Below are 15,114 nucleotides of genomic sequence, written 5' to 3' on the forward strand. Positions count from 1 at the left end.
TCGAAACGCGTCGCTCTGATGTCGAAACGTCTTGCCCTTGCCCTTCCGCTTTTTCTGGCCGCCACCTTGCCCGCATCAGCCGCGGTCAAGGCCTCCGATGTCATCGGCCGCGCGATCGACGGTTTCGTCCGCCCGGCCTATGCCAGCCTCGGCGAGCATGCGGCGGGTCTGACCAAGGCGGTGCGCCAGCTTTGCGAAACGCCATCCGAAAAGAATCTCGAAGCGGCGCGCTCGGCGTTCTCAGGCACCGTGGAGGCTTGGTCTGTAGCCGAGATCATCGCCTTCGGACCGATCAAGGAGAATAACCGGCTGGAACGGATGCTCTATTGGCCGGACCGCAAGAGCATTGGCCTGAGGCAAGTGCAGGCCACCCTCGCATCCAGGGATCCGTCAGCCGCCGATCCGACGCAACTGGCGCAAAAAAGCGTCGCCATGCAGGGCCTCGGCGCGCTCGAATATGTTCTTTACGGCGACGGCGCCGAAACCCTTGCCGGGAAGGATGATCCTTATCGCTGCGCTTATGGCGCGGCGGTCGCCGGCAACATCGAAACGATGGCCGGCGAGGTGCTTGATGCCTGGCAAAAGCCCGACGGCTTCGCGTCGCTCTGGGCCAATCCGGGGCCGAAGAACCCGCTCTACCGCGACGGCAACGAGGCGGTGACGGAACTCGTCGGCGTCTTCATAAACGAGCTGGAAATGATCCGCGACGTGCGGCTCAAGGGCTTTCTCGGCACAAGGCCTGATGCCGACAAGCCGAAGCAGGCGATCTACTGGCGCTCGCGGAACACAACGGCTTCGCTGGCCGCAAACCTTTCGGGTGTCGACCAGCTGTTCGAGGTTTCGAAGCTTGGCGACGCGCTTCCCGCCGATGCGCGATGGATGGCCGAGTCCATCCACATCCAGATCGCCAATGGCGTGGCGACCGCACAATCCGTCGACGGCCCGATCGACAAGGCGCTCGCCGATCCGGCGCTCCGCGACAAGCTCGAGCATTTCGCGCTGATAACCTCCAGCCTCTCGACCTTGATCGGCACGAGGATGACCGCCGAGTTCGGCCTGACCGCCGGCTTTTCGTCGCTGGACGGGGACTGAGCATGACCCCAAAAAGTTGCAGACTTTTTGGACAAGGTCACGCACCGAGGGAGATCGTCCCATGAGAACCGCCCTCATCGACCGCCGCGATTTCCTGCGCGCCGCGGGCGCCGGCTTTGCCGTCGCCATGGCGCCGCGTGCCTGGGCCGACACGCTTGCGGCGGACGCCGTCTTCGCCACGGCTTTCGTCAAGCGCGACGGCAGCTTCGGCGCCGCGGTGCTTTCCGAGGCCGGAAAAATCCTGCACATGATCGATCTGCCCGATCGCGGCCATGACGTCGCTTTCGATCCGGTGTCGAAGCGCTCGGTCGTCTTTGCCCGGCAGCCTGGCACCTTCGCGGTGGTCTTCGACCATTCCGGCAGCGACAAGCCGTTGACCATCGCCAGCATCGCCGGCCGGCATTTCTTCGGCCACGGCGTGTTCTCGCCCGATGGCGCCTTGCTCTATGCGACCGAGAACGACTTCGACAATGCGGCGGGTGTCGTGGGTGTCTATGACGCGAAGGCAAAGTTCAGTCGCGTCGGCGAGTTCCCGACCTATGGCATGGGTCCGCACGAGCTGCTCCTGCTCGGCGATGGCCGCACTTTGGTCATCGCCAATGGCGGTATCGAAACCCATCCCGACTATGGCCGCGCCGAGCTCAACATCGCGACGATGAAGCCCTCCTATACGCTGGTCGACCGCCTCACCGGCGACCTGATCGAGAAGCACGAATTGCCTCCGGCGCTGCATCAGCTCTCGATCCGCCATATGGACCGCGACCAGGCGGACACCGTCTGGTTCGGGTGCCAGTATCGCGGGCCGGCGACCGACAGCCCGGCGCTCGTCGGACGCGCCGCGCGCGGCAAGCAGCTCGAACTCCTGGAGATGCCGCGAGATGTGCTCTCCGGCTTGCGCAACTACATCGGCTCGGTCGCCGTCAATGTCGCGACAGGCACCGTCGCCGTCACCTCGCCGGAAGGCAATTCGATGGCCGTTCTCGACGCCGCCAGCGGGCGCGTGGTCGCGGCCAGGCCGCTGGTGGAGGTCTGCGGCCTTGCGCCTGACGGCGCCGGCTTCCTGGCTACGACCGGTGACGGTAAGATCGTCGGCGGCGCCGGCGCGATCCGTTCCGAGCCGGACTATGTCTGGGACAACCACGTGCTGCGCATCGCGGCCTCGGCCTGACAACAAGGTGCAGGTGTTGCGGTGAAGCTAAGCCGCTTAACATTTCTCCGCTCTGGGCCTTGCGGCGGCGTTCTATGCCGGGCAGAGGGAATTGTGTCTCGATCCAGTTCTTCAATCAGCCCACCGCCCGCATGATGCTGCCCGTATGAAGTCGCTCGTATGAAGTTGCTCGCCATCGACTGCGCTGCCAATCTCTGCGCCGCTTGCGTCTATGACGCGGACGCGGGCAAGGAGCTTGGCCGCGAGGTCCGTGATCTTGGCAAAGGCCATGCCGAGCATCTTATGGCTGTCATCGAGACGGCCCTGCGTGCCGGCGGGATCGGCTACCCCGGCCTTGACGCCGTTGCCGTCTCGATCGGCCCCGGCTCGTTCACCGGCCTGCGCGTCGGTGTCTCGACCGCCCGCGGTCTGGCGCTGGCGCTGAAAATTCCGGCAATCGGTGTGACGACGCTGGAAGCCCTGGCGGCTGAGGGAGCAAATGCCTTTCCCGGGCGCGCGGTGCTCGCGGCGCTCGACGCCGGCCGCGAGGAAATCCATGTGGCGCTCTACGATAAAGCGTTAGTTGAAGCTTACAGACCTTCGGCGGCCACGCTTTGCGAGGCGACGGCCATGGCCATCGGCGCCGAGGCGGTCCTTGTCGGCACCGCCGCGCCGCGAATTGCCGAGGCGGCCGGTCGTGCCTTCGATGCCGGTCCGGTTGCGGCCACCGCCGACATTTCGACCTATGCCAGGCTGGCTTCAGCCAAGGGGCCGGGCGAGAAGCCGAAGCCGCTCTATCTGCGTGGTGCCGACGCCAAGCCGCAGGCGGGTTTCATTCTTCCAAGACAAAATCACAAGGGCCAGAACGAAGACCAAGATCCTAAAAAGCAGGAGCCGGTTCCTGGGAAGGTTCATGGTCCTGAAGGAAACGACGCCTGATGCGCATACCTTTCTTTCAGCCGCGCCGCAGGGACTATGCCCTGGAACCGTTGACGGAGGGCGACTCCGCGGCGGTCGCGGCGCTGCATCGCGAGGATTTCGTGAGGCCCTGGACCGACGGCGAATTCGCCGCGCTCCTCGAACAGGAGACGGTGTTCGGCTATGCGGCGCGCGAAACCGGCCAGGGCGCCAAGCCTCCGGTTGGCTTCGTGCTGGCGCGGCTCGCGGCCGGCGAGGGTGAAATCCTGACCGTGGCTGTCGCCCGCTCGCATCGCCGCCAGGGCCTCGGCTGGCAGTTGATGGACGCGGTGCTGCGCGAACTTCATGCGCAGCGCGCCGAGGCGCTCTTCCTGGAGGTCGACGAGACCAATGCGCCGGCGATCGGGCTTTACCGCAGGCTCGGCTTCCAGCAGGTCGGTCATCGGCCGAACTATTATCGCTCGACCGAGCACGGTCCGACCGGCGCGCTTGTCATGCGCCGCGATCTTCGCTAGCCAGACGCCGGTTGGGGCCGGAGCGAATGACCAAGAAATTACGGATTTTCCTGGCGCTCGGCTACGTCGTCGTCTGTTCCCTGGTGCTGGTGCCGCTGCAGATGCTGTCGATGAAGACCGGGCTCTGGCCTGAAACCTTCATCCTGAAGATCTGGCATAGAATGGTCCTTCGGGCGCTTGGGTTTCGGGTGCATGTGAAGGGCGCGCTGACCGAGCAACGCCCCCTGCTGGTGGCGGCCAACCACATTTCCTGGACCGATATCATGGCGCTTGGCTCCTTTGCCGATGTGAAGTTCATCGCCAGGGCCGACATGGAGGGCTGGCCGCTGATCGGCATGTTGTCCAAGCTGCAGCGCACCGTCTTCATCGAGCGCGAGCGCAAGCGCACCTCCGGCGACCAGGCAAGCGAGATCGCCAGGCGCATGGCCAACGGCGATGCCATGGTGCTGTTCGCCGAGGGCACGACGGGCGACGGCAATCTCGTGCTGCCATTCAAGAGCACCCTGTTCGGCGCTGCATCTATGGCGATTTCGGAGGGCGCGACGGAGCAGGTCTTCATCCAGCCCGTCGCGATCGCCTATACGCGGTTGCACGGCATGCCGATGGGCCGCCGTCACCGCCCGATGGTCTCCTGGATCGGCGACCAGGATTTGATGCCGCATCTCAAGGGCCTGCTTGCCGAGGGTGCGATCGATGCCGAGGTGCATTTCGGCGAGCCGGTGCCGTTTTCCAAGGGCTCGAACCGCAAGGAAACGGCAAAGCTCATGGAAGCCAAGGTGCGCGAGTTGATGCAGGCCGTCCTTGCCGAACCGGCCAAAAGCCGGTGAGCCTGAGGCTGCGCGGCGCGATTCGGCCAGAATCGTCTGTTTTTTGTCACGAAAAGGCGATAGAAGCCCGCCGATGGAATTGAACACGATTGAGAGCCAAGGCATCGGCGCTGCCGCCGACCACTCGACCGGCACTGGCAGCACGGCGAAGAAGGTCTTCGTCAAGACCTATGGCTGCCAGATGAATGTCTACGATTCTCAGCGCATGACCGATGCGCTGGCCGCTGACGGCTACGTCGCCACCGACACCGTCGAGGACGCCGATCTGGTGCTGCTGAACACCTGCCACATCCGTGAAAAGGCAGCGGAAAAGGTCTATTCCGAACTTGGCCGCATTCGCGACATGAAGGCCGAACGCGCCGAAGCGGGCCGCGAACTTTTGATCGGCGTCGCCGGCTGCGTGGCGCAAGCCGAAGGCGCCGAGATCATCCGCCGCGCGCCGGCGGTCGATCTGGTCATCGGCCCGCAGACCTACCACCGGCTGCCCGACGTGCTGGCAAGGGTGCGTGGCGGCGAGAAGATCGTCGTGACCGAATACGCCATCGAGGACAAGTTCGAGCATCTGCCACAGCCGAAGCGCGCCGAGCTTGCCAGGCGCGGCGTGACCGCTTTCCTGACTGTGCAGGAAGGCTGCGACAAGTTCTGCACCTTCTGCGTGGTGCCCTATACGCGCGGCTCCGAAGTCTCGCGTCCGGTGGCGCAGATCGTTGCCGAGGCCGAGCGCCTGGCCGATGCCGGCGTGCGCGAGGTGACGCTGCTCGGCCAGAACGTCAACGCCTGGCATGGAGTTGGCGAGAATGGCGAGGAATGGGGTCTCGGGCGCCTGCTGTTTCGGCTGGCGGAAATCCCGGGCCTGGCGAGGCTGCGCTACACCACAAGCCATCCGCGCGACATGGACGACGAACTGATCGCCGCGCATCGCGACCTGCCCGCCTTGATGCCGTATCTGCATCTGCCGGTGCAGTCCGGCTCCGACCGCATCCTCAGGGCTATGAACCGGCGCCATACGGCGCGCGACTATCTGGCGCTCATCGGCCGCATCCGTTCCGCACGAACCGACATCGCCATGTCCGGCGACTTCATCGTCGGCTTTCCTGGCGAGACGGAAGCGGATTTCGAAGCGACGCTGAGGCTGGTGCGCGAGGTGGGTTACGCCTCGGCCTTCACCTTCAAATATTCGCCGCGTCCCGGCACCCCAGGCGCCGAGATGGACGGTCACCTCGCCGAGGCGGTGAAGGACGAGCGGCTGCAGCGCCTGCAGGCGCTGATCAATGAGCAGCAACGGGATTTCATCGCCAGCCTCGTCGGCCGGACCATCAGCACGCTGATCGAGAAGCCCGGCCGCCGCCCTGGCCAGATTGTCGGCCGCTCGCCATGGCTGAACCCGGTTATTCTTGACGACAAGGCCGGTGGAATCGGTGACATTATCGATGTGCGAATCACGAAGACGGGCCCCAACAGCCTGTTCGCCGAGTTGGCCTAGCCAAAAGCCTCGGCAGATGAGGAGAGACGGTTGAGCGCTGCCGAACTGAAGAATCCGCCCCAGAACCAGGCTTCCGGGGCTTCCGACATGGCGCACATCGTACTGACCTTCGACAACAACAAGCTTGCCAGCGCCCTTTACGGTCAGTTCGACGAGAATTTGGCGCGCCTCGAGCAGAAGCTAGGCGTGGATATCCGCTCGCGCGGCAACCAGCTTGCGATCAAGGGCTCGGCTTCCGCCGCCGAACAGGCGCGCCGCGCGCTGGATACGCTCTACGGCATCCTGCAGAAGGGGGTCGACATCGGCCAGTCGGATGTTGACGGCGCCGTTCGCATGGCAATCGCCGCCGACGACCAACTGACGCTGCCCACCATGGAGCGCAAGGGCAAGGTGTCGGCCGCCCAGATATCGACGCGCAAGAAGACGATCTACGCCCGCTCGCTGACCCAGGACGCCTATATGCGGGCGCTCGAGCGTTCGGAAATGGTCTTCGGCATCGGCCCGGCCGGCACCGGCAAGACCTATCTCGCCGTGGCGCACGCGGCCATGCTGCTCGAACGCGGCATGGTCGAGCGCATCGTGTTGTCGCGCCCGGCTGTCGAGGCGGGCGAGCGGCTGGGCTTCCTGCCCGGCGACATGAAAGAGAAGGTCGATCCCTATCTGCGGCCCCTCTATGACGCGCTTTACGACATGATGCCGGCCGACAAGGTCGAGCGCGCGATCGCGGCCGAGGTCATCGAGATCGCGCCGCTCGCCTTCATGCGCGGCCGCACGCTGGCGCATGCGGCGGTGATCCTCGACGAGGCGCAGAACACCACGCCGATGCAGATGAAGATGTTCCTGACCCGTCTCGGCGAGAACTCGCGCATGATCGTCACCGGCGATCCGACGCAGATCGACCTGCCGCCGAACACCAAGTCTGGCCTGGTCGAGGCGCTGCGCATCCTCGACGGCGTCTCCGGCATCGTCACCGTCCGCTTCAACGAAGGCGACGTGGTGCGCCACCCGCTGGTCGCCGAGATCGTCAAGGCCTATGACCGCGACGGCAAGCTGGCGCGAGGGCTCGGCGCCGAAAGCTGATCAAGGCTGCATGGCTGAAGACACCAGATCTCCTACCGGAATCCCGGTCGATATCGATATCTTCGTCGAAGCGGGCGCTTGGCCCGCGGAAGTCGAGTTGGCGCGTCTCGTCGATCGCGCCGTCGCAGCCGCCTTTGCCGAAACCGGCGTCAGCGGCGCCTCCGAGCTCAGCGTCGTCTTTTCCGACGATGCCCATATCCGGACGCTCAACGCCGAATGGCGCGCCAAGGACAAACCCACCAACGTCTTGTCGTTTCCGGCTTTTCCGTTTCCGAAAAGCGGTCCGTTGCCGCCAATGCTGGGCGACATCGTGCTGGCTTCCGAGACGGTGTCGCGCGAGGCCGCACTGGAAGACAAGCCGCTTGCGAACCATATCACCCATCTCGTCATCCATGGCCTCCTGCATCTTCTGGGCCATGATCACGAGACCGACGCCGAGGCCGAGGAGATGGAAGCGATCGAGCGCGCCGCGCTTGCGAGGCTTGCCATTCCCGATCCCTACGCGTAACAAAAAAGCTCAATTGACCCGATGGCGATGAACGACACACCAGAAACTGCCGCCCGTCCGGACGCCGGCAGTGCTGCCAAGCCTTCCGAAAAGACGGAAGAGGGCTCCAGTCCGAGTATTCCCACCGGCAGCGCGGCCGCGGAGCCGACGCATGCCGGTCCTTCCCTCTTCGACCGTGTGCTGGGCCTGTTCCGGCACCGCAACGGCACCAGCCTGCGCGAGGAGATCGCCGGCGCGCTTGCCGAGACGGCGACCGATGCCGGCGCCTTCTCGCCCGGCGAACGCGCCATGCTCAACAACATCCTGCGCCTGCGCGAAGTACGGGTCGAGGACGTCATGGTGCCACGCGCCGACATCGAGGCCGTCGAGATCAACACCACGCTTGGCGACCTGCTCGGCCTTTTCGAGCAATCCGGCCATTCGCGCATGCCGGTCTATTCCGAGACGCTCGACGATCCGCGCGGCATGGTCCACATCCGCGACGTTCTCGCCCACATCACCAAGGTCGCCCGTGTCAAGAAGGGCCGCACCAGAGCGAAGGCGCCGGTAACGACGGCGCTCGATCTTGCGCAGGTCGATCTCGCGCGCACCATCGGCGATCTCAATCTGATCCGCGAAGTGCTGTTCGTGCCGCCCTCCATGCTTGCCTCCGACCTGATGGGGCGCATGCAGACGACGCGCACGCAGATGGCGCTGGTCATCGACGAATATGGCGGCACCGACGGCCTCGCCTCGCTGGAGGACATCGTCGAGATGGTGGTCGGCGACATCGAGGACGAGCATGACGACGACGAACCGATGATCACTCAGACGGGCGACGGCGTGTTCGTGGTCGACGGCAAGGCTGAGATCGACGAGGTCGCCAAGATGATCGGTGAGGACTTCGCCGCCGGCGAGCACGGCGAATATGTCGACACCATCGGCGGCATGATCTTCAACACGCTAGGCCGCGTCCCGGCCAGGGGCGAAGTCGTGCAGGCCATTCCAGGCTTCGAGTTCCATGTGCTCGATGCCGACCCGCGCCGCGTCAAGCGCGTGCGCATCGTGCAGAGTCAGAAGGGCGAGCGTCAGCGCCGCCGCGCCGCGCGCGCCGAGCAGGCCTGACATCCCGGCATGCCATCCGGCGATCCGTTCAGGCACGCGGTTCTGGGCTCCGGCGTCTTCTACCGGGATCCGCGCGCGGCTATGGCCTTTCTGCAGGCGGCCTTCGGTTTCGAGCCGAGCATGCTGGTGAGCGATGCCGACGGGCGGCTTGTCCATGCCGAAATGCGCTTCGGCGACGGCTATATCGTCGTTGATTCCGAATGGGCCGATCATGTCTCCAGTCCCGCCTCCGTCGGCGGCAGGAACACACAGTCCGTCTATGTCCGTCTGCAGCAGGATCTTGATGTTCATTGTGAAAAGGCGCGTGCGGCGGGCGCGGTAATTCTCGAGGAGCCGGCGGATCATTTCTACGGCGAGCGGCAATATCGCGCCCGCGATCCCGAAGGTCATGTCTGGACTTTCACCCGGACCGTCCGCGTCGTGCCGAAGGACGAAGCCGAGCAATTGAGCGGCCTGCGGATCGACGGCTGGCATAGGTAGCACCATCGTGTATCAGCCCGCGCTTATCCGGGTTTGGAACGCCGGGCGGGGCCTGTTAAACCTCTAGCTCCCTGATTCGCGCGACTTGGGAAGCTGAATGCAGCGCTTTGCCGGCCGGATAATTCTGCTGTGGGGGTGGCGGCGGGCGCTGGTGGCCTTTGCCGCCGGGGCGCTGGCGGTGCTTGCCCAGGCGCCTTACGATTTCTTCGCGGTCTGCTTCGTTTCGTTCCCGGTCCTGGTCTGGCTGCTCGACGGTGCCACCGGCGAGGCATCCGACGGCTGGTTCAGGCGCCTGAGGCCGGCTTTCGCCACGGGCTGGTGGTTCGGTTTCGGCTATTTCCTGGCCGGCCTCTGGTGGATCGGCCAAGCGTTGCTGGTCGAGGCCGACAGCTTCGCCTGGGCCTTGCCTTTTGCCGTCGTCGGCATCCCACTCGCGCTGGCCTTCTTCTATGGCTTTGCCGCCGTGGTGGCGCGGCTGTTCTGGAGCAGCGATATCGGCCGTATCGCCGCCCTTGCCTTCGGTTTTGGCCTCGCCGAATGGTTGCGCGACTTCCTCTTCACCGGCTTTCCCTGGAATGCCGTCGGCTACGCGGCGATGCCGGTGCCGCTTCTGATGCAGAGCGTGTCGGTGACCGGCATGGTCGGCATGAACGCGCTCGCCGTTTTCCTGTTTTCGCTGCCCGCGCTGGTTGCGGCGCGCCGGCATCTGAGGCTGGGCCTTGCCCTGTTCGTCATCCTCGTCGCCGCCCATGTCGGCTTCGGCTATTTCAGGCTCGCCACCCCGGCCGAGCCGGCGACACGCTCCCTTGACGTCCGCATCGTCCAGCCCGCGGTCGATCTCGGCGAAAAGTGGGACGCCTCGGTGCGCGACCGCATCTTCGCAACTTTGCTGGGGATATCGGGGAAGGCGCCCGAAGAAGGTCATGCTAAGCCCCAGCTCATCCTGTGGCCGGAGACATCGGTGCCGTTCCTCTTCACCGAGCGTCCGGACGCGCTGACGGCGCTGGGCGACATGCTGGCCGACGGCCAGATGCTGATCGCCGGTGTCGTGCGCGAGGAGGGCGGATCGGCGAATGCCGGCAGCCGCTATTACAATTCCGTGGTGGCGGTCGACGACAAGGGCGAGATCGTCGATGCCGTCGACAAGGTGCATCTGGTTCCCTTCGGAGAGTATCTGCCCTTCGCCGATCTTTTCGAACGCTTCGGCATTGGCCAACTCGTTGCCGGACCGATGAATTTCTCCGCCGGCAACGAGCGGCATCCGATCAGCGTGCCGGGCGGCCTGCGCGCCGCCCCTTTCATCTGCTACGAGGTGATCTTTCCCGATCTCGTCGCCGCCGACGCAGCGTCGTCTGACGTAATCGTGAACGTCACCAACGACGCCTGGTTTGGCGACACGCCGGGCCCATACCAGCATTTCCGGCAGGCCCAGATCCGTGCGGTGGAGAATGGGCTGCCTCTGTTGCGCGCGGCTAACAATGGCATCTCCGCGATCGTCGATTCGCGCGGCCGAATCGTGGATGCGCTTGCCGTGAACGCGCGCGGCGCCATCGACGCCCACGTGCCGGTTTCCGGACGGTCCCTGCTCTCCCCCCAACAGCGGCGCATTAACGGATTGCTGATCATGTTGCTGTTTGCGCTGATTGCCTTCACGTTGAATGTAAGGCAGCGGCTACGGGTGAATTGACAGTCGGCACATTAGAAACTCATACTGTAACGCCTAAAATTTTCTTGAAGTCGGTTGGAGGGTTCTGTTGGGGCAGGTGGCTCCGGCTTCATATGGGCGGAACAAAATAGAAAAAGCCGGAAAAATTCGGCGAGGAAAAAATGACAGAAGAAAATAAGAAGAAGCCGAATCCGATCGATATCCACGTCGGGAGTCGCATCCGGCTGCGTCGCAATATGCTTGGAATGAGCCAGGAAAAGCTGGGTGAAAACCTCGGCATAACGTTTCAGCAGATCCAGAAGTACGAAAAGGGCACGAACAGGGTTGGCGCCAGTCGTCTGCAGGCGATCGCCTCCATCCTGAGCGTTCCCGTCGCCTTCTTCTTCGAGGATGCCCCAGGTGAGGAGGCCGGCGGTGCCAACCGGGGATTTGCCGAAGACTCCTCGATGGCATTCGCCATCGAATTCTGCGGCAGCCCTGAAGGGCTTCAACTCAACCGCGCCTTCGTCAAGATCGGCGACGTCAAGGTGCGCCGTCGGATCATCGATCTGGTGAAGGCGCTCGCCGCCGACGACACCGATTGACTGTCTCGTGTCACCGGCGGTACCGCTCCGCCGGTGGCATAGCCGGCCTTGCCTACATTCATGCCAGATCCGTCGCGCCGCTTGACGAGCAGCGCCCGGCACCGCTAACACGTGGCGCGCCAAAATCGGCAGCCTGCCGATCTTTTCAAGAGGGGACACCCGTGACGCGGCAGAATTATCTCTTCACCTCGGAATCCGTCTCCGAGGGTCATCCCGACAAAGTCTGTGACCGTATCTCCGACGAGATCGTCGATCTCGTCTATCGCGAGGCCAAGAAGACGGGCATGGATCCGTGGAAGGTTCGCGTCGCCTGCGAAACGCTGGCCACCACGAACCGCGTCGTCATCGCCGGCGAGGTCCGCGTCCCCGATACGCTTCTCAAGAAGGACAAGGCAGGCACCATCCTGAAGGATGCGTCCGGTCATCCCGTGGTCAACCCGACCAAATTCAAGTCGGTTGCCCGCAAGGCGATCCGCGAGATCGGCTACGAGCAGGCCGGCTTCCACTGGAAGAACGTGAAGATCGAGGTGCTGCTGCACGGCCAGTCGCCCGACATCGGCCAGGGTGTCGACAATGCCTCCGACCGTCAGGGCGAGGAAGGTGCCGGCGACCAGGGCATCATGTTCGGTTACGCTTGCCGGGAGACGCCGGACCTGATGCCGGCGCCGATCTATTACAGCCACAAGATTCTCGAATTGCTCGCCGCCGCGCGCCATGAAGGCAAGGGCGAGGCCGGCAAGCTCGGACCGGATGCCAAGAGCCAGGTCACCGTGCGCTATGTCGACGGCAAGGCGGCTGAAGTCACGCAGATCGTGCTCTCCACCCAGCACCTCGACGCGAGCTGGGACTCCAAGAAGGTTCGCGAGGTCGTCGAGCCCTATATCCGCGAGGCGCTTGGCGACCTGAAGATCGCCGAGGACTGCAATTGGTATATCAACCCGACCGGCAAGTTCGTCATCGGCGGGCCAGACGGCGATGCCGGTCTCACCGGCCGCAAGATCATCGTCGACACCTATGGCGGCGCGGCGCCGCACGGCGGCGGCGCCTTCTCGGGCAAGGACACCACCAAGGTCGATCGCTCGGCCGCCTATGCAGCGCGCTACCTTGCCAAGAATGTGGTGGCCGCCAAGCTTGCCGACCGCTGCACCATCCAGCTTTCCTACGCCATCGGCGTCGCCCAGCCCCTGTCGATCTATGTCGACCTGCATGGCACCGGGAAGGTGGACGAGTCGAAGCTCGAGGACGCGCTGCGCAAGGTAATGGACCTTTCGCCATCGGGCATCCGCAGGCATCTCGACCTTAACAAGCCGATCTACGCAAAAACCTCGTCCTACGGCCATTTCGGCCGCAAGGCCGGTCGCGACGGGTCCTTCTCATGGGAGAAGACCGATCTCGCCAAGGCGCTCAAGGACGCCGTCGCCGCCTGACGTCAACGGATGCAAAGCACAGACCGAGCCGGGCGACCGAAGGCTTCTTCGGCCGTCGGCACGGCAAGACGATACGCCCGCAGCAGGCAATTGCCCTTGATAGCGGCCTGCGCGAGTACCGGATAGACCTGACGGCGGAAGCGCCCGCGGATCTGACGGGCCTGTTCAAGGCGGAGGTTTTGGCGCTCCAGCTTGAGATCGGTTTCGGCGGTGGCGAGCATCTCCTGCATCGCGCCACCGAATCGCCGGCAATCGGCTTCATCGGCGTCGAGCCTTTCGTCAACGGCATGGCCAAGATGATGACGGCGCTCGGCAAGGCGCCGCTCGGCAATCTGAGGGTCTATGACGACGACGCCACGCGCCTGCTCGACTGGCTGCCGTCGGCCTCGCTCGACGGTGTAGACCTGCTTTATCCGGATCCGTGGCCGAAGAAGAAGCACTGGAAGCGGCGCTTCGTCAGCGCCGCCAATCTCGGCCGCTTTGCCCGCGTGCTGAAACCGGGCGGCAAGTTCCGTTTCGCCTCCGACATCGACAGCTACGTGAACTGGACGCTGCTTGCCTGCCGAGATCACGGCACTTTCACATGGCAGGCTGAAGACGCCGCCGGTTGGCACCGGCCTTACGAAGGCTGGCCCGGTACACGCTACGAGGCCAAGGCCATCCGCGAGGGAAGGCGGCCTGCCTATCTGACCTTCATCCGGAAATAGCGGGGCGATCCCCGGGCTCGATCACTGGCTGAAAACCCGCGCACTCTCCAATCAGGAGAAGGGCTTTACGGCCGTTCTCGTTGTCCACGAAGCCGGCCGGGTGGTTGGATATTATGGTTTTGGCCCCGACGGCCGTCGTGCCATCGATCTTGCCGCGATCGTCCCGCACGGGACAACCGCCCGACCGGGTGCCGTGCTTGGCCCTCGGCCAGCTTGCGACCGACATCGGTTGGGCTGGGCGCGGCATCGGCACGGGTTTGGTAAGGCATGCCGTTCGGCGATGCATTCAGACGGCGGAACGGATCGGAGGGCGCGCGTTGATGGTCAATTCCATCGATGCAGAGGCGGCGCGGTTCTGGTACCGCCACGGGTTTCTCCCGACGCGGGACTATCCGCTCATCCTATTCCGCTCGCTGGCGGCAATTGCAGCGTCGCTCACTGAGACCCAGAAATAACGCACGAAGTGTCAGCGGGTAGCGCTTCCGTTATGAGGCTGGAAGCGGCCGATCGTGTCTAAAGCCGCCGGATTGATGCCGGCTCCCGGCCGCGGCGGTGCGGCTTGCGGCCACGCTCGACGGCACGCGCCGCGGCCGCCGCGCCGCCGAATGTGTTGAAGAAGTCACCGATGATGAAAAGCAATCCACGGTCCATATGATCAACGGCGCGCCACACGCGCGTCCTTCTCTTTTGCCTTGCGACATAGGTGGTTGCTTGTGCCGCTGTCCACAAGGCGGCCTGCCGCATGGCGGCCATGCGCGGCCCGCAACCTCGCCGTCTCGGCATGAACTTCGCCCCGGACCGCCTGCAGGCTTGAAACGCAACCCGGGATCGTCTATATGAGCCTCAAATTCTTGGTCGGTATGACGAAGAGTGGGTCCACCCGGTCCCGCTCTTTTTTGTTACCTGCCGGCCGGAAACGAAGAAGCGACAGGGATCTGATGACTGCAGCGGCAAGCGAGGCCGACGACCGTATCATCCGCGAAAGCGGCATCGATGCGCGTATTGCGCTGATCGTGCAACCGGTGCTCAAGGCTATAGGCTTCCGTCTCGTGCGCGTGCAACTGACGGGCCAGAACGGGCTGACGCTGCAGATCATGGCCGAACGCGAGGACGGCACCATGACCGTCGAGGATTGCGAAGAGGTCAGCCGCGCGGTGTCGCCGGCGCTCGATGTCGAGGATCCGATCGAAAAGGCGTATCATCTCGAAGTGTCGTCGCCCGGCATCGACCGGCCGCTGGTGCGCAAGTCGGATTTCACCGCCTGGACCGGCCATCTGGTCAAGCTGGAGACGTCGGTCCTCGTCAGCGACCGCAAGCGCTTCAAGGGCAAGATCGCCGAGGCTGACGCCGACGGCATCCTGATCGAGCGCGACAAGGCGGCCTATGGCGAGGAGCCGACGGTGCGCGTGCCTTACGACGCCATCGCCGAAGCCCGGCTGGTGCTGACCGACGATCTTATCCGCGATGCCCTGTCGAAGGACAACCGGGCTCGCAAGGAAGCCAGGAAGCGCCGCGGCGAAGCGGAAGACGCCGCCGGCGAGGAAAATGAAACCGAACAGGAAAGTTGATTGAGTAG

Annotated in this window: 17 protein-coding genes; 16 read left to right on the plus strand and 1 reads right to left on the minus strand. The window is 64.3% G+C overall.

Annotated elements, in window-relative coordinates:
* Positions 1-18 precede the first annotated feature (18 nt).
* From ACR64R_RS26015 to ACR64R_RS26085, 15 genes are all read left to right on the plus strand, one after another.
* Positions 19-1,092: an imelysin family protein gene (locus ACR64R_RS26015; RefSeq protein ID WP_487362550.1), complete on the plus strand. Its 1,074-nt coding sequence runs from the start codon at positions 19-21 to the stop codon at positions 1,090-1,092.
* Between the two features lie 61 nt (positions 1,093-1,153).
* On the plus strand, positions 1,154-2,260 hold the full coding sequence (locus tag ACR64R_RS26020) for a DUF1513 domain-containing protein (RefSeq protein WP_487359102.1): 1,107 nt from the start codon (positions 1,154-1,156) through the stop codon (positions 2,258-2,260).
* Between the two features lie 159 nt (positions 2,261-2,419).
* Positions 2,420-3,178, plus strand: a complete 759-nt coding sequence (gene tsaB, locus ACR64R_RS26025) for a tRNA (adenosine(37)-N6)-threonylcarbamoyltransferase complex dimerization subunit type 1 TsaB (RefSeq protein WP_487359103.1) — start codon at positions 2,420-2,422, stop codon at positions 3,176-3,178.
* Complete coding sequence (gene rimI / locus ACR64R_RS26030; protein WP_487359104.1) at positions 3,178-3,672, plus strand: ribosomal protein S18-alanine N-acetyltransferase; 495 nt, start codon at positions 3,178-3,180, stop codon at positions 3,670-3,672. The genes tsaB and rimI overlap by 1 nt, the downstream gene beginning before the upstream one ends.
* Positions 3,673-3,698: 26 nt before the next feature.
* Entirely contained in the window at positions 3,699-4,499 is an 801-nt protein-coding gene (olsA, locus tag ACR64R_RS26035) for a lyso-ornithine lipid O-acyltransferase (RefSeq protein ID WP_487359105.1), read from the plus strand.
* Positions 4,500-4,572: 73 nt separating this feature from the next.
* Positions 4,573-5,982: a tRNA (N6-isopentenyl adenosine(37)-C2)-methylthiotransferase MiaB gene (gene miaB, locus ACR64R_RS26040; protein WP_487359106.1), complete on the plus strand. Its 1,410-nt coding sequence runs from the start codon at positions 4,573-4,575 to the stop codon at positions 5,980-5,982.
* An 87-nt stretch (positions 5,983-6,069) separates the two neighbouring features.
* Positions 6,070-7,062, plus strand: a complete 993-nt coding sequence (locus tag ACR64R_RS26045) for a PhoH family protein (protein WP_487362551.1) — start codon at positions 6,070-6,072, stop codon at positions 7,060-7,062.
* A 10-nt stretch (positions 7,063-7,072) separates the two neighbouring features.
* Positions 7,073-7,570, plus strand: coding sequence for an rRNA maturation RNase YbeY (gene ybeY / locus ACR64R_RS26050; RefSeq protein WP_487359107.1), 498 nt, complete (start codon positions 7,073-7,075; stop codon positions 7,568-7,570).
* A 27-nt stretch (positions 7,571-7,597) separates the two neighbouring features.
* A complete protein-coding gene (locus tag ACR64R_RS26055) occupies positions 7,598-8,674 on the plus strand; it encodes a hemolysin family protein (RefSeq protein ID WP_487359108.1) in 1,077 nt (358 codons plus the stop codon).
* 9 nt (positions 8,675-8,683) lie between these two features.
* On the plus strand, positions 8,684-9,154 hold the full coding sequence (locus ACR64R_RS26060) for a VOC family protein (protein ID WP_487359109.1): 471 nt from the start codon (positions 8,684-8,686) through the stop codon (positions 9,152-9,154).
* Positions 9,155-9,251: 97 nt separating this feature from the next.
* The gene (lnt, locus tag ACR64R_RS26065; protein WP_487359110.1) at positions 9,252-10,841 is read left to right on the plus strand and encodes an apolipoprotein N-acyltransferase; all 1,590 of its coding nucleotides are present in this window, start codon (positions 9,252-9,254) and stop codon (positions 10,839-10,841) included.
* Positions 10,842-10,981: 140 nt separating this feature from the next.
* Complete coding sequence (locus ACR64R_RS26070) at positions 10,982-11,404, plus strand: helix-turn-helix domain-containing protein (protein ID WP_487359111.1); 423 nt, start codon at positions 10,982-10,984, stop codon at positions 11,402-11,404.
* 161 nt (positions 11,405-11,565) lie between these two features.
* Positions 11,566-12,831, plus strand: a complete 1,266-nt coding sequence (metK, locus tag ACR64R_RS26075; protein WP_487359112.1) for a methionine adenosyltransferase — start codon at positions 11,566-11,568, stop codon at positions 12,829-12,831.
* The gene (gene trmB, locus ACR64R_RS26080; protein ID WP_487359113.1) at positions 12,780-13,538 is read left to right on the plus strand and encodes a tRNA (guanine(46)-N(7))-methyltransferase TrmB; all 759 of its coding nucleotides are present in this window, start codon (positions 12,780-12,782) and stop codon (positions 13,536-13,538) included. Before metK ends, trmB begins: the two co-directional genes overlap by 52 nt.
* Positions 13,539-13,651: 113 nt before the next feature.
* Positions 13,652-13,993 carry a GNAT family N-acetyltransferase gene (locus ACR64R_RS26085; protein ID WP_487359114.1) on the plus strand — a complete coding sequence of 114 codons (342 nt, stop codon included), beginning with the start codon at positions 13,652-13,654 and terminating at the stop codon, positions 13,991-13,993.
* 58 nt (positions 13,994-14,051) lie between these two features.
* On the opposite strand, the gene ACR64R_RS26090 is transcribed toward ACR64R_RS26085, so the two are convergent.
* Positions 14,052-14,321 carry a hypothetical protein gene (locus ACR64R_RS26090; RefSeq protein ID WP_487359115.1) on the minus strand — a complete coding sequence of 90 codons (270 nt, stop codon included), beginning with the start codon at positions 14,319-14,321 and terminating at the stop codon, positions 14,052-14,054.
* Between the two features lie 155 nt (positions 14,322-14,476).
* On the opposite strand from ACR64R_RS26090, the gene rimP reads away from it, so the two are divergent.
* Complete coding sequence (gene rimP, locus ACR64R_RS26095) at positions 14,477-15,106, plus strand: ribosome maturation factor RimP (RefSeq protein ID WP_487359116.1); 630 nt, start codon at positions 14,477-14,479, stop codon at positions 15,104-15,106.
* Positions 15,107-15,114: the final 8 nt, after the last annotated feature.

Source organism: Mesorhizobium sp. MC2-1-1, assembly GCF_057597255.1.

What these genes read in the sequence shown, in the direction of transcription:
- olsA (WP_487359105.1), top strand. Translation starts at nt 3,699, where the DNA reads ATGACCAAGAAATTACGGATTTTCCTGGCGCTCGGCTACGTCGTCGTC.
- ACR64R_RS26085 (WP_487359114.1), top strand. Translation starts at nt 13,652, where the DNA reads ATGGTTTTGGCCCCGACGGCCGTCGTGCCATCGATCTTGCCGCGATCG.
- ACR64R_RS26045 (WP_487362551.1), top strand. Translation starts at nt 6,070, where the DNA reads ATGGCGCACATCGTACTGACCTTCGACAACAACAAGCTTGCCAGCGCC.
- ACR64R_RS26015 (WP_487362550.1), top strand. Translation starts at nt 19, where the DNA reads ATGTCGAAACGTCTTGCCCTTGCCCTTCCGCTTTTTCTGGCCGCCACC.
- ACR64R_RS26090 (WP_487359115.1), bottom strand. Translation starts at nt 14,321, where the DNA reads ATGCCGAGACGGCGAGGTTGCGGGCCGCGCATGGCCGCCATGCGGCAG.
- trmB (WP_487359113.1), top strand. Translation starts at nt 12,780, where the DNA reads ATGGGAGAAGACCGATCTCGCCAAGGCGCTCAAGGACGCCGTCGCCGC.
- ACR64R_RS26070 (WP_487359111.1), top strand. Translation starts at nt 10,982, where the DNA reads ATGACAGAAGAAAATAAGAAGAAGCCGAATCCGATCGATATCCACGTC.
- ACR64R_RS26020 (WP_487359102.1), top strand. Translation starts at nt 1,154, where the DNA reads ATGAGAACCGCCCTCATCGACCGCCGCGATTTCCTGCGCGCCGCGGGC.
- ybeY (WP_487359107.1), top strand. Translation starts at nt 7,073, where the DNA reads ATGGCTGAAGACACCAGATCTCCTACCGGAATCCCGGTCGATATCGAT.
- ACR64R_RS26060 (WP_487359109.1), top strand. Translation starts at nt 8,684, where the DNA reads ATGCCATCCGGCGATCCGTTCAGGCACGCGGTTCTGGGCTCCGGCGTC.
- rimP (WP_487359116.1), top strand. Translation starts at nt 14,477, where the DNA reads ATGACTGCAGCGGCAAGCGAGGCCGACGACCGTATCATCCGCGAAAGC.
- rimI (WP_487359104.1), top strand. Translation starts at nt 3,178, where the DNA reads ATGCGCATACCTTTCTTTCAGCCGCGCCGCAGGGACTATGCCCTGGAA.
- tsaB (WP_487359103.1), top strand. Translation starts at nt 2,420, where the DNA reads ATGAAGTTGCTCGCCATCGACTGCGCTGCCAATCTCTGCGCCGCTTGC.
- ACR64R_RS26055 (WP_487359108.1), top strand. Translation starts at nt 7,598, where the DNA reads ATGAACGACACACCAGAAACTGCCGCCCGTCCGGACGCCGGCAGTGCT.
- lnt (WP_487359110.1), top strand. Translation starts at nt 9,252, where the DNA reads ATGCAGCGCTTTGCCGGCCGGATAATTCTGCTGTGGGGGTGGCGGCGG.
- miaB (WP_487359106.1), top strand. Translation starts at nt 4,573, where the DNA reads ATGGAATTGAACACGATTGAGAGCCAAGGCATCGGCGCTGCCGCCGAC.